This window comes from Myxococcus sp. AM009, assembly GCF_013372605.1.
Taxonomy (GTDB): domain Bacteria; phylum Myxococcota; class Myxococcia; order Myxococcales; family Myxococcaceae; genus Myxococcus; species Myxococcus vastator.
Map to the genome: position 1 here is coordinate 77,548 of NZ_JABXEP010000009.1, position 19,801 is coordinate 97,348.

Here is a 19,801-nt window from a genome sequence, read left to right on the forward strand (position 1 = left end):
ACGTGGACAGCGGCCGGGCAGGCACGGAAATGACCTGTGCGGCGGGCCTTGAATGGAGCATGAAAGTCACCCGCCCGGTCGTTCTAGAGTCCACCTCGCATGTCCTTCCGCTTTGGCCGCACCCTCCACGTGTTCCCCGACGCCGGCCGGCGGCAGGCCGCGTTGCGGGCCATGGGCGACGCCAGTGGACTGAGCGTGGGCGCGCACCTGCTGACCTGGGAGGAGTTGCTGCAGGCGATGGGCGGCGCGCGCGAGCTCAACCGGCGTCCGTGCCCGGCGGTGGCGGCGCGAGCGGTGGTGGCCTCCCTGGGGTTGGAGCTGGGGCCTACGCCCTTCGGCGACTATGTGCGAGAGCCCGCCTTCGCGCGCGCCGCGTTGGACGTGGTGCTGGACCTGAAGGCCGGGCGCCTGTCCGCTCGGGAGCTTCAGGACGCGGTGGAAATCCTGCCGCAGGAGCGCAGGACCCGGGTCCGCGTGATTGCGCGCCTGTACCACCTGTACGAACAGCGGATGGCGGAGCTCTGTCTCGCCGACCGCGAGGACGTGCTGCGCGGCGCGCGCGAGGCGCTGGGCCGAGGCGCGTGGCCCGTGGGGTGGGAGGGGCTGCGCACGCTCGTGCTGCACGGGGTGTACGACGTGCGGCCCTCGGGGTTGGAGCTGCTGCTGGCGTTGGCGGCGGCGTGTGAGTCCCGCGGGGTGACGTTGCGCGTGGAGACGCCGGTGGGTGGCTCGCCCGCGGCGGACGCGGCGCTGACGGCGCTGTTCCGCGCCTTCGAGAACCGCGGCGACGCCATGACGCACGTGGACCTCTTCAAGGCGGACGTGACGTTTGAAGGCCGGCCTTTCATCGACTTGGGACGCCACCTCTTCTCGCCTGGGGCGCCGCGCGACGTGTTGAAGGACGCGGTGCCGGCCCTGCGCGTGTGGAGCGCGGCCACGGCCCGTGACGAGGCGCGGCTGTTGGCGCGGGACGTGCGGCGCCTGCTGGCCGAAGGCGTGGCACCCGGCGACATCGCGGTGGCGTACCGCGAGCTGGGGCCGGAGGCTGGCTGGCTCGCGGAGTCGCTGGGGGAGCTGGGCGTGCCGGTGCGCCTCCCTTGGGGCGAGCCGCTGGGGCTCGCCGGGCCCGTGCGGCTGGCGCTGGACCTGCCGCTGCTGGTGGAGGATGGCTTCCCGGTCGAGCGCATGGCGGACCTGATGGGCAGCCGCTACGCGCCCACGCTGTCACGCGGTGGTCCGGACGCGCCCGCGACGCTCTTCGCCCAGGCCGCCGTGCGTGATGACCGGCTGGGCGCGGTGCGAGGCCGGGGCGCCTACGACGTGCGGCTGGACGGGCTGGCCCGGCGACTGCTCGCGCTCAGCGGGACGCGGAAGGCGCAGGACAGCCGCCGCGCCGACGCCGTGAAGCTGCTGCGTGAGCGCTGTCTGATGTTGGTGGAGGCCTGTCGCCGCATCCCCGAAGAAGGCACCGCCGTGGAGCTGCTCGCGGCGTGGTGGCAGGTGGTGGAGCGGCTGGGCCTCGTGGCCTCGGAGGGCGCGTTGGCGCCACGCGAGGAGGGGGGGCTGGGCGCGCGCGCGGCGGATGCGCGGGCCCGGGACGACGCCGCGCGCGAAGCGCTCCGCCTGCGGGTGCAGGGCCTGACGCGGATGATGAAGGCGGTGGGCGGCGGACCGAAGATGCGCCGCCGGACCTTTGGCCGTTGGCTGCGTGACGCGATGGCGGACGCGCACCTTCCTCCGCGCGGACCTCGTGGCGCCGCCGTCGAGGTGCTCGACGTGGCCGAGCTGCCGGGCCGCTCCTTCCAGCACCTCTTCCTCGCGGGGCTGACGGAAGGCCGCTTCCCCGGGCGTGACGCTCCGTCACCGTTGCTGGCGGACGCGGAGCGCGCCGCGCTCAACAAGCACCTGGGCCGCGACGTCTTCCGGCTCACGGGCGGCGAATTCGACGACCGCGCGGCGTGGCGCCTCACCGAGGACCGCCTGCTGTTCGCCAGCGCGCTGGCGGCCTCCGAGGCGACCGTCAGCCTGTCCTTCGCGGTGGAGTCCGCGGGAGGTCAGGAGCAGGTGCCGTCGGCGTTCCTGGAGGAGGTGCGCCGGCTCACGGCGCTGAAGTGGTCGCCGCGCTCGCTTGCGCCCATTCCGCCGCTGGACGAAGTGCTCACCGAGTCCGAGCTGCGCCGCTGCGTGGCGCTGGAAGCCCTGTCCCAGCCGAAGCTGCGCGTCACCGAACCCGACGCGGCGGCCTCGGTGCTCCGGCGTCGCTTCGCGCCCGAAGCCTGGTACGCGGGCGCGCGCGAGCTGTCGGAGGTGGAGCTGGAGCGCCTGTTCTTCTTTGGCGATCCGAAGGTGCAGCCCGGCCCGTACTCCGGCTCGGTGGACGTCGACACGCAGCGCGAGTCCCTGCGCGAGACGTTCCGTTTCGACATCACCCGGCCGCTCTCCGCGTCGGCGCTGGCGCGCTTCGGCAACTGCGGCTTCCAGGGCTTCCTCTCGTATGGCCTGAAGGTGGCCGAGCCGGACGTGCCGGGCGAGGAGTTCGACGCCCGGGGCCGCGGCACCTTCTGGCACAAGGTGGTGGAGGAGGTCTTCGCGGCGCTGAAGGAGAAGCAGTTGTTGGGCAAGGCGCCGGAGGAGGTTCCGGACGAGGTGCTGGACGCCGCGCTCAAGGCCGCCATCAAGGACTTCGAGCGCATGCACCACGTGGGGCATCCGGAGCTGTGGAAGCTGGCGCACGAGCGGGCCCGGGCGATGGCCCGCCGAATCCTCGTGGATGAGCGGCGCGGCCTGCCCTTCGACGCGATGACGCCGGAGAACTTCGAGTTCCGCTTCGGCCCCGCCGCCCGCGACGACAAGTGGAGCAACGTCGTGCTGCACGCGGGCGAGGAGCCCGTTTACTTCGAGGGCACCATCGACCGGCTCGACAAGTCGGGCGGCGAGGTGGGCGTCATCGACTACAAGTCGGGCAAGCTGGAGAAGCGTTCGCTGAAGGAGCGGCTGTTGACGTCGGACTTCCAGCTCCCGCTGTACCTGTACGCGGCGCGGGAGAGCGGCCACGCGGACGCGCGGCAGGCCGCGTGGTTCTCCCTGCGCACGGGCATGGCCATCCGCCTGTCCGACGTCATCTCCGACGTGGAGCTGGACGAGTTGCTGTCGAAGGACCCCGAGGTCCGCGCGAAGGTGGCGGAGAAGGAAGGCCTCAACCTGCCCAACGCGGTGGAGGCGCTGGTGGGCACGCTGCGGCAAGGCCAGTTCGCCGCGCGGCCCCAGGACTGCGGGACGTGTGGCTATCGCGCGGTGTGCCGGATTACGGACCGGCGCGTGACGGAGGATGGGGGATGAGCGCCGAGCCGTCCCTCTTCGCGCTGGAGCGCAACCTCGCCCTGATGGCGGGCGCCGGCGCGGGCAAGACGTACAGCCTGGTCACCATGACGTTGCACCTGCTGGCCGGCGCGCGCGAGGCCGGTGGGGCGGTGCGCCCGTCACGGCTGTGCATGCTCACGTTCACGGACAAGGCCGCCGCGGAGATGCGCTCGCGCGTCCGTCAGCGCCTGGACGGGCTGGCGCAGGGCGAGACGCGTCTGGACCAGGAAGAGGCGCTGCGGGCGTCCCTGGCGCGGCTGGACAAGCCGTTCCCGCTGCCGGAAGCCTGGCGGCAACTGCGCGAGGAGCTGGGCGCGGCCACGGTGGGCACCTTCCACTCGCTGTGCGGCCAGTTGCTGCGCCGCGCGCCGCCCGCGGTGGGAATCGACCCGAACTTCGAGGTGCTGGACTCGCTCGAGGCGACGGGGCTGGTGCAGGACGTCTGCGAGCGCGTGGTGCTGGACGCGCTGGAGGCCGGTGACGCGCAGGTCCGGGAGCTGTGCCAGGAGCTGGGCTTCTCCGGCTCGGGCTTCTCCGACGGGCTGGTGGCCGCGCTGGGGGCCGTCTACGGCAAGCTGCGCGAGGAAGGGCTGCGCGCGGAGAAGGCCGCCGTGAGTGACGCCGCCGAAGCGCGCGCGGAGCTGGAGTTGTCCATCACTCGGTGCCTGGAGCTGTGCGCCGAGGCGCGGGGCCTGGACGCGAAGGGCGAGTGGAGCCGGCTGCTAGGCGGGCTGGAGCGCGCGCTCAACGACATGACGCCGGAGAACTTCGGGCAGGGCGAGCGCTTCCCGTGGCTGCGCGCGTGCTTCAAGGCGGACGGTCGCAACTTCGCGCGGCTCAGCAAGGGCGCCGCGGGGCCCGTGCGAGAGCTCTACTGGCGCGTCTTCGGCAAGAGCGATGGCGCTGTGCCCCGGTTGGATGATGCCTGGGCCGCATGGCGCACCGCGCCCTTCGAGGTGACGTTCCGCGAGCTGCTGACGCGCGTGGAGACGCGGCACGACAAGGAGTTGTCCCGCCGCAACGTGCTGGACTTCACGTCCCTGCTGGTGAAGTCGCGCGACCTGCTCCGCGCGCACCCCGAGTTCCGCCGCCAGGCGCAGGAGCGCATCGGGGCGCTGCTGGTGGACGAGTTCCAGGACACCAACCGCCTCCAGTTGGAGCTGGTGCTGCTGCTGGCGGAGCGGCGCGAGGACGGTCCTCGCGAGCTGACGCCGGACGCGGATTTGGTGACGGCGCTGCCGCTGGAGCCCGCCTTCCTCTGCGCGGTGGGTGACCGCAAGCAGTCCATCTACGAGTTCCGCGGCGCGGACGTGTCCGTCTTCTCCGTGCTGGCGACGAAGCTGGTGGAGGAGGGCGGCACGCGCGGCTTCCTTCAGAACAACCGACGCTCCGTGCCCGGGCTGCTGTCGTTCTTCAATCGCGCCTTCGCGGGGGTGCTCGTCGCCGCCGACTCCCGGACGCCCCGGCCCTTCGAGGTCATCTACGTCCCTGAGCAGGACGACCTCACCGCGGTGAGGCCATCGCTGTCGGACGCGCCGGTGGTGGAGCGGCTGCAGTTGGAGGAGGCGGACACGGCGGCGGACTTGCGCTGGCTGGACGCGGACGCGATTGCCCGCCGGCTCCGGTGCCTGCTGGCGCCGGGAGCGCCTGCCTCCGTGGCGCGCGAGGATGGCGAAGGGCTGCGTCCCGCGCGAGGCGGTGACGTGGCCATGCTCTTCCGGACCTTCACGCACCTGGAAGTGTACCGGCAGGCGCTCATCCGCCACGGTGTCCCCCACCGCGTGCTGCGCGGCCGTGGCTTCTACGGCGCGCAGGAGGTGCTGGACCTGGCCTCGCTGCTCGCGCTGCTGGCGGACGCCGAGGATGCGCTGGCCTTCGCGGCGGTGCTGCGCTCGCCCCTGGTGGGGTTGAAGGACGCGTCGCTGTTCCTACTGGCGGGAGACGCCCCGCTGTCCTTGGCATCGCCCCGGCTGATGGACGCGCAGGTGTTGGCGTCGCTGTCCGAGCGAGAGCGGCAGCGCCTGGAGTGTTTCCTCGCCGCGCTCCCTGGCCTGAGGCGCGAGCGTGACCGGATGGGCGTGAGGGCGTTGCTCGTGGCCGCGCTGGACGTGACGGGCTACCGGGAGGCGCTTGCGGGCTCGCCCTACGCGGAGCAGGCCAGCGCCAACGTGGAGAAGCTGCTGGCGCTGGCGTCGCGGCGGGACGAGCGCGGCACGGGCGGCTGCGTGGCCTTCGCGCGCGAGCTGCGGATGCTGGCGGAGAACAACCCGACGGAGGCCCAGGCGGACCTGCTGGACGCGAGCGACCCGCGCGCGGTGCAGCTCCTCACCATCCACAGCGCCAAGGGGCTGGAGTGGCCGGTGGTGGTGGTGCCTTCCATGGGCGGCCGGAGGCGCAGCACCTCGGGCCGCGCCCACTTCGAGCGCACGCATGGCATCTCCCTGCGGCCGTGGGTGCCGGATTCGCTGGATGAGTACACCTCCAGCCGCTTCAACGGGGTGCGCGCGGAGCTGAAGGCGCGCGAGGACGCCGAGTACCGCCGCCTGCTCTACGTCGCGCTCACGCGCGCCAGGGACAGGTTGGTGCTGGCGGGCGGCGCGGAGCCACGCGGTGGCAAGGACTCCTGGTGGCACCTCATCGACAGCCGCCTGGAAGTGGACGCCGAGCTGCGGGGCCTGGTCGATGAACTGGACGTCGACACGCTCCCTCCGCCGACCGACCCGGAGCCGCCCGGTCCAGAGGCCCTGTTGCTCGCCGAGGCGCGCGTCGAAGCCGCGCTGCTGCGGGTGCGGGGACAGCGTGTCGCGCAAGCCGAATCCCTGGGCGCCGCGGTGGCCTCCGCGGAGGCGCTGCAGGACTTCATCGCCTGTCCGCGCCGCTTCCACTACGTGCACCGGCTGGGGCTTCGTGGTGCGCCATGGCCCTGGGAGGTGCTACCCCGTGGCGCGCCGCCGCTGGTGGAGCCCGACGGTTGGCTTCCCGCCGAGCGGCCCGAGGACCTGATGCAGCGGCTGCTCCGCGCCGTCGACCTCCGACTGGCGGCACCGGAGGTGGACGCTTCGGAGCGGCGGGCCCACCTGGAGACGCTGCTGCGTGACGCGGGCGCGCTGTCGGACGAAGAGGGCATGGGCGCGGTGCTGGACACCGTGGAGCGCTTCCTGACGTCGGCGTTCGCACGTGAACTGGCGGAGGCGCCGTCACAGACAATTCACCGGGGCTTGCCCTTCATGCTTGCCCTGGAGGGGGAGGTGGGCGTCGAGGGCGCGGTGGACCTGCTGTGGGAATCACCCTCAGGGGAGGCGGTGGTGGTGGCCTTCAAACACGGTGGGCGTCATCCGCTGGGAGCGGCCGCGTACACCTACGAGCTGGCGGCCCTGGGGCTGGTGGCCCGGCGGATGGTGCGAGAAGGGGTGCCGGTGCGGGTGGGAGTCGTCTTCCTGCGCGAGCCCCAGCCGGAGCCCGAGTGGCTGTCCGGGACGAGGGGCCTGGAGGAGGCAGCCGGGCGACTCGCGGGGGCAGCACGGGCAGTGGCACGCGGTGAGGCCAGGGGTGAATGGGATGGGAGGGAGAAGGCAGCCTGCCAGGCCCTGCATTGTGGCTTCGCGGAACACTGTCACCCGGCCCCCCCCGCGTGCTAAGCGGCGAGCACCATGCCGAACGTCGTCGTCATCGGAGCGCAGTGGGGAGATGAGGGGAAGGGCAAGGTCGTTGACCTGCTCACCGAGCACGCCCAGGTCGTCGTCCGTTTCCAGGGCGGCAACAACGCGGGCCACACGCTGGTGGTGGGCGGACAGAAGACCGTTCTCCACCTGATTCCCTCGGGCATCCTCCACCCTGGTAAGACGTGTGTGATTGGCAACGGAGTGGTGGTGGACCCTGCCGTCCTCGTCGGGGAGATTGACGCGCTGAAGGTGCGCGGCTTCCTCAAGGACGACGCGCAGCTCCTCATCTCCGACAATGCCCACGTCATCTTCCCGTGGCACAAGCTGCTGGACAGCTTCCGCGAGAAGGCGCGCGGCGGCAGCGCCATTGGCACCACGGGCCGGGGCATTGGCCCCGCGTACGAGGACAAGGTGGCCCGTCGCGGCATCCGCATGCGGGACCTGCTCAACGCGGACCGGCTGCGCACGCGCATCGAGGCCCGGCTGCCGGCGGCGCTGGACGAACTGAGGGATTTGTGCGCGCGGGCGGGCGACCCGGTGCCGCAGTTGGAGGTGCCGCAGGTGCTGGCGGAGTTCACCGCCCTGGGCGAGCGGCTCAAGCCCTTCGTCCACGACGCCTCGCTCTACCTGTCCGGCCAGGTGCGCCGCGGCGCCCGCATCCTCTTCGAGGGCGCGCAGGGCACGCTGCTGGACGTGGACCACGGCACCTATCCCTTCGTGACGTCATCCAACTGCGTGGCGGGCAACGCGGCGGTGGGCTCGGGGCTGGGCCCCACGGCCATCGACAAGGCGATGGGCATCAGCAAGGCCTACACCACGCGCGTGGGCGGCGGCCCGTTCCCCACGGAGCTGAACGACGCCACCGGTGACCAGCTGCGCAAGGTGGGCGACGAGTTCGGCGCCACCACCGGCCGGCCCCGTCGCTGCGGCTGGCTGGATGGCGTGGTGCTGCGCTACGCCTCGCGCGTCAACGGCCTGTGGGGCATGGCCCTCACCAAGCTGGACGTGCTCAGCGGCCTCAAGACGCTGCAGATCTGCACCGCGTACGAACTGGACGGCCAGAAGGTGACGGAGCTGCCCGGCGACTACGAGGACCTGGAGCGCGTCAAGCCCATCTACGAGACGCTCCAGGGCTGGGACGAGCAGATCGCCGGTGTGCGGACCTTCGACGAGCTGCCGGAGAACGCCAAGCGCTACGTGCGCCGGGTGGAAGAGGTCAGCGGCGTCCCCGTGGTGTGCGTCTCCGTGGGCGCCGACCGTGGTGAGACGGTGCTGCTCCAGAACCCGTTCCGGAGCTGAGCGGAGGCGAAGGGCTGGCGTCGCTCGCGGGCGTGCTGACGCGGCCCTGGTTTTTCTGCTACGGCTTCCGGGTCGATACCCCGGGAGCCGTCATGGTCGTCTTGCGCAGGTTCGTCATCGCGCTGTCCGCGGCCCTGCTGCTGGGCGCCGCGGAGCCGTCCGCCGCGGCCCGGGCCGCCTTCCTTCGCGGGGAGTCGGCGCTGGCGCGTGGTCGCTGGGATGACGCGGCCGCCGCCTACCGCGAGGCCCTGTCCGACACGCCCGGCTATCCCGCCGCCCTCAATGGCCTGGGCAGCGTGCTCTTCCGCAAGGGGCAGGTGCGGGAGGCGCTCACGCACTTTCGTGACGCCACGCAGGCGGACCCCGGCTTCAAGATGGCCTGGTTCAACCTGGGCTACGCCGCGCGCAAGACGGGGGACGCGGCCACCGCGGCGCGGGCCTACGAGCGCTACACCGAGCTCGAGCCCGGCGACGCGGACGGCTTCTATGGGCTGGGGGAGAGCTACCGTCAGCTCGGCCAGAAGGAAAAGGCGATTCCCGCGTACCAGGCGTACATCGCCCGTGAGCAGCGCAAGGGAGAGCAGGTCTGGGTCCGCAAGGCGACCGAGCACCTGAAGGCCATGGGCGCCGAGCCGCTCCCGGTGACCACCGCGCCGCCCTCGCTGGCGCCTGCCGCGGAGGCCTCGACGTCCAACCCGGCGCTGGCGGCGTCGCGCATCCGTGACGGCGACGCCTTGATGAAGGAGCGCCGCTACCGCGAGGCGGCCTTCGCCTTCCTGGATGCATCCCACGCGGATGCGAGCCACGTGGAGGCCCTGTTCAAGCTGGGGAACGCGCTGGCGGTGCTGGGCTACTACGGGCAGGCGGTCGCGCAGTGGGAGCGTGCCACCGCGCTCACGACGGACGCGGCCATCCAGCAGAGCGCGAAGGAGAACATCGACCGCGCGCGGGCGAAGCTGGCGCAGGCGGGCGCTTCTCCCCAGGCCGCGGGACAGGCGCCGGGCTCCGGCCCCGTGGCCGACACGACGCGCGCGCTGGCGCGCCGGGCGTATGAGCAGGGCGTACAGCGCATCGGGGCCAAGGACTTCAGTGGCGCGCTGACCAGCCTCACCCAGGCCATCCAACATGAGCCCATGCTGGCCGTGGCCTTCGTCGCGCGAGGCAGCGCCAACATCGGCCTGCGCCGCTACGCGGAAGCCGCGGCGGACTATCAGTACGCCTTGGAGCTGGAGCCCGGCTCGGCGTCACCGCTTTACGGGCTGGCCGAATCTTTCCGTGCCATGGGACGCACGCTGGAGGCACGCGACCTCTACGAGCGCTATGCCGCCTCCTCCGCCGAAGACGTCCGCCCCCAGCTCCAGGAAGAATCCCGACAGAAGGCGGCGCGCCTGCGTTGACCGGCAGGCAGGAAGCCTGAGGGCAGGTGGACCGTGTCAGCCCCAAGCATTAGCTTCCATGAATGATTGGGCGCGACGCGGAACCGAACGGACGGCAGGTCTTCAGACCCCGACGGGTCCTCGCAGCGGCCATGGCCGCCGCGGGTCTCCTCTGGGTTGCCGTGCTGGTGTACCTCCTCCGATTCTTCGATGAGGTCCCGCTCAAGACCTTCCTCTCAGCGGGCTTCTTCGTCCTCTTCTTCGCCGTGTCGCTCATGTACTACGGGCGCACGCACATCGTCGTGGACGCCCGGGGCCTGACCTACCAGGGCATGGTGCGGACGCGGCGCTTCACCTTCGCGGACATCCGCAAGCTCGACGTCCTGCCCGGGCCCGTGACGGTCTACGCCATCCGGGGCAAGGCGGGGCTCGTCCACTTCACCAGCTTCTTCCGGCATCATCAGCAGCTCGCCCGGCTCCTGGTGGAGCGCGCGGGGCTGGGGCCCGTTCCCGGCTGAGCCTGCCGTCAGCTCCCCGTCGCGAGCAGCCACGTGACGGTTACTCCCGCGCAGGCCGCCACCGCGCCCAGGCCAATCAGCCACCATTCGCCGCGAGGCCTGGGCACGCGGGGAGGCGCCTCTTGCGTGGGTTCCTCCGTGGCTTCGGCGGAAGGAGGGCTGACCGTGTCGGAGGGCGTCTCCTGCTCGCCAGCAGGTGGGGCGGGGGGTGGGGGCTCTTCCACGGCGGCCTGGAAGCGGAGCAGTGAACGGCCCATTTCGATGACGTCGCCATCCGCCAGCGGAACCCGGGATTCGATGCGCTGGCCGTTGAGGAAGACGCCGTTGGGGCTGCCCAGGTCCTCCAGGGAGAACCCTCCCCCTTCATGGAAGACGCGCGCATGTGTCCTGGACACCGCCCGGTCTCTCAGCCGCATCGCCACGTCGCTGCCTCGGCCAATGTCCGTCTGGGGCTCCGCGAGCGCATGGACGCGCCCGACATCCAGGCCCGTGAGGCAGGTGAGGGTGGCCGCGCGCGACGGGACCGGTTCGTCCGTTCCTGTCAGCAGTCCCTTGAGGAGCGCCACGGTGCCCAGCCCACGCTCACTGACGGCCTCTTGAAGCACGCGCAGGCCCATGTCGTCGGGCAGGCCCAGCGCCTCTCCGGGAATCACCAGCCTCGGGACCCCCGGGGGGACGAGCACGCCATTGACGGAGAAGGTGCGCGCGGCCTCGACCATGAGCCGCTGCGCCTCGATGCGCAGGCTGAGAAGGCTGGGGGGCAGCCCCTCCAGCCGGATGTGGTCATCCGGGCCGCCGCCCAGGAGGTGGATGCCATCGGCGAGCTCGAAGGGGGTGGTGGAGCCCAGGTGTTCGAATTCAAAGCGCATGAGCCAGCCGAGAGCAACGGGCCGGCCGTCTCGGGAGGCCAGGGTTCCGCGGACTTGCCGTCCGCGTGCGTCCCGGTGGCGATGGGGGCCGTCCGAAGCGCGAGACACCCGCGGAGGAGACGCGGCGCCTGCTCAGGCGGCGCGGGGCGTCTCGGAGGCTGACGACTGGCCGGCATCGGGGCCCGTTCGCGTGCCGGGATACACGGCCACGGCCGAGCCGTCCGCGACGAAGGCGGAGCTGGGCTCGCCGCGCAGGAAGGGGACGAACCTCGCGCCGTACAGGCCTCCCACGTCGACATCGAGCACGGTGGTGTCCACCTGCCACACGGACCAGCGGGGGTGCTCCACGCGGTACTCGGCGCAGCCGCCGTCCCGCTGCGCGGTGTAGCCCCAGTAGTGCTCGGTGATGAACTCCGCCTCGGAGTCAGGGGCGCTGGCCCGCGGCGGCCCGAGCGTCGTCGCCGCCAGGTGCTGCCACCGTCCCCCCGCCTTCCACGCATATTCGGCGCGGCCAGGGGCGCCGGTGTGCGCGCCTTCCATCTCCACGACGTGTCGCATGGGCAGCGCGACATACGGCTCGTTGTAGAGCACGCGCGCCACGGTGGCGATGGCCTGTCGCGGGACGATTTCCTTCACGAACACCACGCCTCGCCGCCAGCCCTCGGGGCCGAGGCGGCGCACGTAGAAGCGCAGGTTCACCTCGTCGAAGTTCCGGTGGAACGGCACGGGCAGGCCCCGCACGCGCGTGTCCAGGAACCGGAAGCCCACCATGCTGGCGAAAGTCCGGCCCTGCCAGGTGTCCAACTCCGTGTCGCGGGGGACGAGGGGCCGGAGCACCTCCGGGTCCACCTCGTAGTTGAGCATGACGAGATACCGCCACTCCGCCGTGAGGAAAGGGCGCATGCCTTCGTCCTAATGCGGGGCCTTCTCCCAACGCCACTCAGCCTGGGAGGGCGGGCGTGCCTCGCGCTCACCCCTCGCAGAAGCCGGCATTCTGCGACAGGGGAGCGCGACGCGGAGGCCAGGTGCCCGGGCATGGCGCGTGCCCAGGCACCGGCGGCCGCGTCGCTACCAGGTCGCGCCGATGTTCACGGTGCCCGCGTAGTTGCCGCCGCTGCTGAAGTTCCGGTCGCCAATCGTGACGTCGCCGGGCGGGACGTTCGCCGCGAACTGCTGGTCCAGGAGGAAGCTGTACTGGAGCCGGGCATCGGCGGTGAAGTTGCCCCTGTGGATGCGCAGGCCTCCGCCCACCGGGATGTTGCCCACCGTGTCATCCGCGAAGGCGAGCGTGGGCGCCCGCACGTTGTACCGGCTGAGGCCCACGCCGCCCAGCACGTAGGGCTGCACGGGCGCGGCACCCAGGCCCAGCGTGGCCACCACGTGCGCGCCGTTTCGCACCAGGTCCGGGCCGCCCCGGGCGCCCGTCACCACTCGCTGGTCGAATTCGTTGAGGGCGCCCGAGTAGCCCAGCTCGAGGCCCAGCACCTTCGTGGGCTTGATGGCCACCGTCACGCCATAGCCGAGGCCGGGGTTGATGTCGGACCCCAGTGCGTTCGTGTAGCCCTCCACACCGCCGCCCACGAGGAACGTCAGTCCGCGCATGTCCGCGGAGGACTCCAGTCGCTCCTGTGCCATGGCGCTCCCTGCTCCCAGCACACCCACCACCGCACCCACCTTGAGTAGAGTCTTCATTCGCGCCTCCCTTGGGCCTGAACCACCGGTTGAGGCGAGAAGATGGGAGCCACCGCCCGGCATGACAATTGCCGGGACTCCAGGGCGAGCGCGTCACGAGGGTTGCCTGCTCGCTCACCTCGGGGTGAACCCATTGGACGCGAAGCCCGCTAGGATGCGCGGCCCCGATGCGTCTCCCGTCCTCCGCCCTCGCTCCGCTGCTGGCTGTCACCTTTCTCGCCGCCGCCTGTCGTGATGAGCAGGCCGGGCCGCGTCAGCAGACGCCCCGCCTTCCCGGGCCCACGCAGCTCCGCGCCCTGGACGCGGCGCCCGCGGACCTCACGTTCCGCAGCGGCGCGACGTTCGCCGGTGGAGCGGTGGTGTACCTGGGCTCCAAGGTGTCGCCGGAGAAGGCCGCGCCCGGCACACAGGTGCGGTTGGCCCATTACTTTCAGGCGGTCCGCCCGCCGCCGCGGGGCTTCGCCTTCTTCGTCCACGTCGTGGACCCCGCCAGCGGCGGCATGCTCACGAACGCGGACCACGAGGTACAGGGTGGCGCCGCGCCGCTGGCGTCATGGCCGGTGGGCAAGGTCATCGAGGATGTCCACTCGGTGCCCATGCCAGGCACGCCCGCGCGCGTGATGCTCGGCTTCTGGCGAGGAGACTCCCGGCTGCCCGTGGACGACGCCAAGGCGCATGATGGCTCGCAGCGCATGCTGGGGCCGCAGTTGGGAGGGGCCGCGCAGGAGTTGCCCGAATACGCCGTCCCGCGCGTGAGCCAGCCGCCCACCATCGACGGTGTGCTCGACGACGCGGCGTGGAAGCAGGCCAGGCCGGTGGTGCTACGCCGGAGCTTCGACGGGAGCGCCGCGCGCCTGCGCACCGAGGCGCGGCTCGTCCATGACGGCACGTTCCTCTACGTGGCCTTCGACCTGGATGACCCGGACGTGTGGGGCACGCTGCGCAAGCGCGATGACCCCATCTACGAGGAGGAGGTGGTGGAGATCTTCCTCGACGCCAACGCGGACGGACGCACGTACAACGAGCTCCAGGTGTCACCGCACAACGTCATCTTCGACGCATACTTCCCCGCCCGTCGGCAGGGCATGGACCGCTCCTGGGATTCAGGGATGACGTCCGCCGTGAAGGTGCGGGGCACGTTGGATGAGGGCTCGGACCGCGACGAGGGCTGGTCAGTGGAGCTGCGGATTCCCTTTGACCGGCTGGCCGAAGTCCCGCACATCCCGCCTCGGCCGGGTGACCGCTGGCGCTTCAACCTCTACCGGCTGGAGCACCATGACCGCCGCACGGTGGAGGGGCAGTCTTTCTCGCCCCTCTTCGTCGGCGACTTTCATGCGCTGCCGCGCTTCGGTTGGCTCGTGTTCGAGTAGGGGGGCCGCGCTCACGCGTGGGGACTGATGTCCCAGTGCGCGTCCGCGACGGAGCGCTCGGTGGGGTCCCCCAGGAAGCGGAGGAAGCCGCGAAGCTCCATCGTGTCGATGAGCTCCTCCGCCTCCAACTCCGAGAAGCCCCGCATGTCCACGAGCAGGTTGCGCATCACCGACTTGCCGCGGAGGTACCCGATGGGTTCTCCCGGGCCGAGCGCGTTCTTCAGGTCGGCGGTGAGCTGCTGCAGGTCGATATCCTCTGGAATCATCGACCCCAATCTGGTGACGAGCCCTCCGCCCGCGCAACCGGCATGACCCGCGGGGAGGGCTCGTGGGGCAGGAAGGTGAGCATGCGGACGTCCTGGCCGTCGCTCTCCACGGTGATGGCGCCATGGTGGTCGGTTCTCCAGCACTCGCTTCCCAGCGCCCGGTATCTCGCCTCCACGTCTTCGTGGGGAAAGCCGTACCGGTTGCGCCGGCCCACGCAGAAGACGACGTGCCGTGGGCGCGTGCGTGCCAGCAGGGCCTGCGTGGACGAGGTCCGCGAGCCGTGGTGAGGGGCCTTCATCACCGTCACCGGACCCAGCCGTTCCGCCAGGGCCTCCTCTCCATCCGCCTCCACGTCGCCCGTGAGGAGCACGGTGACGTCGCCGTGGCGCACCAGCAGCACCACGCTTCGGTCATTCGCGCCTTCCAGCAGCTCGCGTGCTTCCAGCTCCGGTGGCCCGAGCACTTCGATGGTCGCCTCGCCCAGGCGCAGGGGCGGGTGGCCCACCTCGACCTCCTCCACGAGCGCCGTCCCCGCCGCGGCCACCACCTGCCGTGATAGGGGGCCGTCTCCATCGCCCGCGGGCATCCACAGCCGCTGGGTGGGAACCTGCTTCAGCGCGGAGGCCAGCCCCAGCGCATGGTCCGGATGCGGATGTGACAGCACGGCGAGGTCCAGCCGGGAGATGCCCGCCTGCTTCAGGTACGGGAGGATGTAGCGCTCCGCGGTGTCCATGCCGCCTGGAACGCCGCCGCCATCCACGAGCATGTGCTCACCTCCGGAGCTGACGACCACGGCGTCGCCCTGCCCCACGTAGAGAAAGGTGACGCGCAGCCCGGGCTGCGGCGTGAGCGCCGGCGCCAGGATGGCGGCGACGACGGCCGCGGGCGCCAACAGGCCTCCCAGCCGCCAGCGCCCCGTGCCCAGCGCCCACGTCAACAGCCCCGCCGCGTAGAGCGCCGACAGGACTCCCAGGGACGGCACCTCGACCGAGGCCAACGGCGCCGCCGCGAAGAGCCGGGTGATGACCAGCAGCAGCTCGGACGCCCAGGCGCCGGCCCACAGCACCGGTGTGGCCAGCACGGGGGCCACGACGAAGAGCGCGGCGCCCCCCGCGGCCAGGCCCGTGAGCAGCCCGCACAAGGGCAGGGCGACCACGTTGGAGATGAGCCCCGCGAGACTCACCCGTCCGAAGGTCGCCGCGACAATGGGGAGCCCCGACAGCGTCGCGGCGGCGCTCGCGCACAGCGTCTGCGCCACCGTCTCCTGGGCTTGCCCCCACCAGCGCCGGACGCGGTGGGGCTCGGACGGGTCGGGCTCGGCCAGGGGCAGCGCCTGCCGCAGCGGCGGGGACAGCAGCACCAGTCCCAGCACGGCGAGGAACGACAACCGCAGCGACAGGTCGGCCACGCTGGAGGGCGCCCAGGCCACCAGCACCACGGCCGCCGCGGCCAGGCCGTTGAGTCCGTCCGCGCGTCGCCACAGCGCCAATCCCAGCAGCACCACCGTGGCCATCACCGCGGAGCGCACCGCGGGAGGCTGGTTGTCGGTGAACACGACATAGGCCCAGACGAAGGGCACCGCCGCGGGGGCCGCCACCTGCCGCGCATCCAGCATGCGCCACCGCTCCCCGGTGCGCACCACCAGCCGCCGCAGCACCGCGAGCGTCATCAGCGCCAGCGCCGCCACGTGCAGCCCGCTGACGCTCAACACGTGCGCCAGTCCGGCGCGGGAGAAGGCCTCCTCCCATGAATCATCCAGCGCCGCGCGTTGTCCCGCCGCCAGGGTGAGGAAGAGCGCCGCCGCGTCCGTTGACGGCGCCACGGCATGGACCGCCGCCGCCAACCGCGTGCGCGTGTCCTCCAAGGACACCCGCCACGCCGGGGCAGCGGAGAGCACCACCAGGCGCCGCGCGTCCATGCCTCCGGTGAAGGCCACGCCCTGTCGCCGTCGCGCTGCTCCGAAGTCCTTCTCGCCCGGGTTGGATGGAGGCGCGTCGGGCTGCAGCTTCGTCTCCGCCCGGACACGTTGACCGGGCAGCAGCGGCGGCGGGTCGCCGCGCAGAGACAGGTTCATCCGGAACCGGACGGGCGCCAACGGTCCGGGGGCGACGCCAGCCCGCGCGACGGCCAGGCGGACACGCGTCGTCCCGTCGAAGCGGTCCACCCGCTCCGCTTCTCCCTCGATGACGATGGCGTTGCCTCGGGTCAGCTCCGCCGGCACCTCCACCTGGGATTCCCAGCGCGCCAGCCCCACGCCCGCCGCCCAGAGCGACGCCAGCACGGCGAGATGCGCACCAGGCAACCTGGCAAGCGCCAGCCCGAGTGTTCCCAGTAAAAGCCCGCAAACGAGAAATGGTTCCGCGTACGTGCTTGTTACCGGGGCGCAGAGGGCTCCGAGTGACAGGCTCAGGGCGGGAAAGAAGAGAGGACGCGCGCCCAGGTCGCGCCAAGCATGACGTTCCACCTTCCAACCCCCACCCGCCGCCCGTCACACTGGTGCACACATCTGCCGACACCGCGTGTAGAAACCGACAACGTAGTCGGGCGCGTCCTGGGTGGTCAAGGCGTTATCGTTGCCCGTGGATGTGGTTTGTGGTAGTAGTGCCCGGCTGAGAGGCCGGGAACGAGTCTTTCAAGGAGGCAGTGAGTGCAGACCAGCTTAAAGACTGGTGACAAGGCGGTCTACCCGGGCCAGGGCGTCGGTGAGGTGATGGGTATCGAACACACCGAGGTGGCCGGGCAGCGCCAGTCCTTCTACGTGCTGCGCATCCTGGAGAACGGCATGCGGATCATGATTCCGATCAACAAGGTCGGGTCGGTCGGTCTCCGGGAGATCATCAGCGAGGAGGACGTCAAGCAGGTCTACTCCATCCTCAGGGAGAAGGACATCTCCGTTGACTCCACGACGTGGAACCGTCGTTACCGGGAGTACATGGAGAAGATCAAGACGGGCTCGGTGTTCGAAATCGCCGAAGTGCTCCGCGACCTCTACCTCCTGAAGGGCGACAAGGACCTCTCCTTCGGCGAGCGCAAGATGTTGGATACGGCGCGCTCCCTGCTCATCAAGGAGCTGTCGCTGGCCAAGGACTGCACCGAGGATGAAATCGAGTCGGACCTGAAGAAGATCTTCAATCTGGCCTGAGCCGCGGGACTGCCGTCCAAGACTCGTCGCCCCGGGTTCCCAATCAGGGAGCTCGGGGCTTCGTCTTTCATGCCACATCATGTCCGCCCATGAGTGAGCCGCTGCCACGGTCCCCCACGGAAGAGGCGCGAGCGCGCCGCATCGCGGAGCTCGAGGCCCGGTTGTCACGCCGCCGCGTGGGCGTGCGTCCCGTGGCCGCGGTCATGGCCATCGCCGTGGGCCTGGCGCTGCTCGGCATGCAGTGGAAGGACCTGTCGTATTTCCTGTCCCCGAGCGTGCCGCTGACGTTGGGCGCGGAAGGGGCCTACCGCTTCGAGTCGCTCGTCTCCAACCGCTACGCCCAGGTGCATGGGGTGCCTACGGTCCGGGGCGCCTATGAGCGCGCGGACGGAGCGCTGTATGTCCTCGTGGGGCTGCGCGACTCGCCCTTCGTGGTGCGCCGGCCGGCGCTCCCGGGGGAGCAGTGGACGGAAGGCCGTCCACCACCGCAGCCCGACCAGCGCCCCTTCGCGGTGCGAGGGCGGCTGCTGGCGCAAGAGGAGGCCGCTCGTTATCGCGAGGCCCTGGCCTTGATGGAGCGCATGGGCGAGCTCCAACCGCGGGACGGCCGGTTGTGGCTGCTCATCGAGGGTGAGCGTCCCGGCGCGGACAGGGGATTGCTGCTCGTGTGCCTGGCGCTGGTCACCTTCGTGGTGCTCAACGCGATGCTGTTGGTCAGGGGGCTGAAGCGCCAGTGAGCCGGCCGAGCCGCTCGCGGGCCTCGCGGTTGCCGGTGTCGTACTTCAGGGCCTGCTCGAAGGCGGCGCGCGCTTCGTCCACCCGGCTCGCGGCGGCATGCTCCGCGCCGACCTGGACATGGAGCCGCGACAACTGCTTGCGCAGGGGCGGGCCGTGTTTGCTCCAGCCGTGCGCCAGGGCATCGTCCACGGAGAGGGCAACCGTTAGCTGCGCGATGGCCTCCGGAAAGTCCCGCTTCGCCAGTGCCTTCTTCGCCTGTGCCTCGGCTGTCTCGAAGCGGATGAGCTGTGCGTGCAGCGCGGTGAGCTTCTCCGCCTGGGCCAGGTCCCGGGCCGCCGCCACGTCCCCCGCTTCGTAGCGGCGCAGGACCTCGATCTCCTTCGAGGAGTTGGCGTCGGATGGCGTCGCCGCCGAAGCGAGCGCCCCGGCCGTCCGCTTGTTCGAGGGCGCTGACTCCGGGCTGCGCACCCGGTGCTGGGCGTTCGCCGCCGATTCACTGCTCCCCGTCGTGCGCTCGTTCGAGGGGGCCACTGCCACGGGGCGCACCTGCTTCGTGGTGCCCCGAGCCACGTTCAGGGCGCTGATGCCCGTGGCCTTGGGCGTCAGGGGCGCGTTCTCCGCTTCGAGTGGTGGATTTCCCGACGTGGCCGGCGCGGCGCCAACCGCCGTGTCGCCTGTCTTCTCGGCGCTGTTCGCGGCGGGCGCTTCCGCGGCGACCCGCGAGGGCGCACCCGACACGACCACCGCCGGCGAGGCGGGGGCCGCCGGTGGCGGAGCGGGGGGTGTGTGCTCCGCTCCGTCGGCCATCCGCATGGAAAGCAGCGCGATGAGCGCGGCCACCCCCGAGCCCAGCGCCGCGGCGCCCAGGGCCACCCCCACCGCGCTCAAGGCCCTGCGCGAGGGCGGCTTGTCGCCGTGGGAGACGGCGGGCACCCCGTGGGCGGGTGTTCCACCGGGGCCGCGCAGGCGCAGCAGGGCATTGCCGAGGGAGACCTCGTCCCCTGGCATCAGCTCGACCTCCGAGGCGAGGCGATGGCGGTTGAGGAAGGTGCCGTTCTGGCTGCTGAGGTCCTTCAGGAAGAAGCGGTCGCCGCGGCGGGTCAGGTGCGCATGTCGGCGGCTGATGGACGGGTGCTGCAGGCGGAGGTCGGACGAGGAGGACCGCCCGATGACCAGCGCCCCCTGTTTGATGGGCACCAGCTGCCCGGCGCCGGGGCCTCGCTCGACGTACAGGAAGGCAGGCGCGTACCCGGGGTCCGAGTACTCATTCGAGGTGTCGAAGCGGGAGGCGAGCTCGCGGTCGCTGTTGGCGCGCTCTCCGGGGCCCTGGCGCCGGCTGCGGCGAGCGCCGGCGGGAAACTGGGGAACCCGCTGGGGACGCGGGTCGTCCGCCTGGAGCGGGTCCACCTCGTCGTCGTCGAAGGGCAGCTCCACGTCTGAATCCTGGGGCGCCTGCGTACCGGGCGGGCGCCCCAGGATTCAGACGTGGAGCTGCCCTTCGACGACGA

The 19,801-nt window shown here is 71.4% G+C and carries 14 protein-coding genes; 8 read left to right on the forward strand and 6 right to left on the reverse strand.

The window, feature by feature from the left end; all coding sequences use genetic code 11:
- The first annotated feature begins 99 nt into the window (after positions 1 to 99).
- The 5 genes from HV824_RS04205 (at position 100) to HV824_RS04225 (ending at position 10,215) form a co-directional block, all read left to right on the forward strand.
- Positions 100 to 3,339 carry a PD-(D/E)XK nuclease family protein gene (locus HV824_RS04205; protein WP_176422710.1) on the forward strand — a complete coding sequence of 1,080 codons (3,240 nt, stop codon included), beginning with the start codon at positions 100 to 102 and terminating at the stop codon, positions 3,337 to 3,339.
- The gene (locus HV824_RS04210; RefSeq protein WP_176422711.1) at positions 3,336 to 6,998 is read left to right on the forward strand and encodes a UvrD-helicase domain-containing protein; all 3,663 of its coding nucleotides are present in this window, start codon (positions 3,336 to 3,338) and stop codon (positions 6,996 to 6,998) included. The genes HV824_RS04205 and HV824_RS04210 overlap by 4 nt, the downstream gene beginning before the upstream one ends.
- 12 nt (positions 6,999 to 7,010) lie before the next feature.
- Entirely contained in the window at positions 7,011 to 8,321 is a 1,311-nt protein-coding gene (locus HV824_RS04215; protein ID WP_176415340.1) for an adenylosuccinate synthase, read from the forward strand.
- A gap of 92 nt (positions 8,322 to 8,413) precedes the next feature.
- Positions 8,414 to 9,718, forward strand: coding sequence for a tetratricopeptide repeat protein (locus HV824_RS04220; protein WP_176415341.1), 1,305 nt, complete (start codon positions 8,414 to 8,416; stop codon positions 9,716 to 9,718).
- A gap of 62 nt (positions 9,719 to 9,780) precedes the next feature.
- A complete protein-coding gene (locus HV824_RS04225; protein ID WP_176415342.1) occupies positions 9,781 to 10,215 on the forward strand; it encodes a PH domain-containing protein in 435 nt (144 codons plus the stop codon).
- Between the two features lie 8 nt (positions 10,216 to 10,223).
- On the opposite strand, the gene HV824_RS04230 is transcribed toward HV824_RS04225, so the two are convergent.
- The 3 genes from HV824_RS04230 to HV824_RS04240 all read right to left on the reverse strand — a co-directional run bounded on the left by HV824_RS04230 (position 10,224) and on the right by HV824_RS04240 (position 12,776).
- Positions 10,224 to 11,084: an FHA domain-containing protein gene (locus HV824_RS04230; protein WP_176415343.1), complete on the reverse strand. Its 861-nt coding sequence runs from the start codon at positions 11,082 to 11,084 to the stop codon at positions 10,224 to 10,226.
- Positions 11,085 to 11,216: 132 nt separating this feature from the next.
- On the reverse strand, positions 11,217 to 11,987 hold the full coding sequence (locus HV824_RS04235; RefSeq protein ID WP_176422712.1) for a YqjF family protein: 771 nt from the start codon (positions 11,985 to 11,987) through the stop codon (positions 11,217 to 11,219).
- A gap of 165 nt (positions 11,988 to 12,152) precedes the next feature.
- Entirely contained in the window at positions 12,153 to 12,776 is a 624-nt protein-coding gene (locus tag HV824_RS04240) for a hypothetical protein (RefSeq protein ID WP_255207751.1), read from the reverse strand.
- 167 nt (positions 12,777 to 12,943) lie between these two features.
- Here HV824_RS04240 and HV824_RS04245 point away from each other — a divergent pair, with 167 nt between their 5' ends.
- Positions 12,944 to 14,146 carry a carbohydrate-binding family 9-like protein gene (locus tag HV824_RS04245; protein WP_176422714.1) on the forward strand — a complete coding sequence of 401 codons (1,203 nt, stop codon included), beginning with the start codon at positions 12,944 to 12,946 and terminating at the stop codon, positions 14,144 to 14,146.
- An 11-nt stretch (positions 14,147 to 14,157) separates the two neighbouring features.
- Here the strand turns inward: HV824_RS04245 and HV824_RS04250 are convergent, their stop codons facing one another.
- Complete coding sequence (locus HV824_RS04250; RefSeq protein WP_174258753.1) at positions 14,158 to 14,412, reverse strand: hypothetical protein; 255 nt, start codon at positions 14,410 to 14,412, stop codon at positions 14,158 to 14,160.
- Entirely contained in the window at positions 14,409 to 16,877 is a 2,469-nt protein-coding gene (locus tag HV824_RS04255) for a DNA internalization-related competence protein ComEC/Rec2 (RefSeq protein ID WP_176422715.1), read from the reverse strand. The genes HV824_RS04250 and HV824_RS04255 overlap by 4 nt, the downstream gene beginning before the upstream one ends.
- Before the next feature lie 183 nt (positions 16,878 to 17,060).
- Between HV824_RS04255 and HV824_RS04260 the strand changes: the two genes are divergently transcribed.
- Both HV824_RS04260 and HV824_RS04265 read left to right on the forward strand, forming a co-directional pair.
- Complete coding sequence (locus HV824_RS04260; RefSeq protein ID WP_176422716.1) at positions 17,061 to 17,555, forward strand: CarD family transcriptional regulator; 495 nt, start codon at positions 17,061 to 17,063, stop codon at positions 17,553 to 17,555.
- 89 nt (positions 17,556 to 17,644) lie between these two features.
- The gene (locus HV824_RS04265; protein WP_176415347.1) at positions 17,645 to 18,292 is read left to right on the forward strand and encodes a hypothetical protein; all 648 of its coding nucleotides are present in this window, start codon (positions 17,645 to 17,647) and stop codon (positions 18,290 to 18,292) included.
- Here the strand turns inward: HV824_RS04265 and HV824_RS04270 are convergent.
- The gene (locus HV824_RS04270) at positions 18,270 to 19,727 is read right to left on the reverse strand and encodes an FHA domain-containing protein (protein ID WP_368738020.1); all 1,458 of its coding nucleotides are present in this window, start codon (positions 19,725 to 19,727) and stop codon (positions 18,270 to 18,272) included. The genes HV824_RS04265 and HV824_RS04270 overlap by 23 nt on opposite strands.
- Positions 19,728 to 19,801 lie beyond the last annotated feature (74 nt).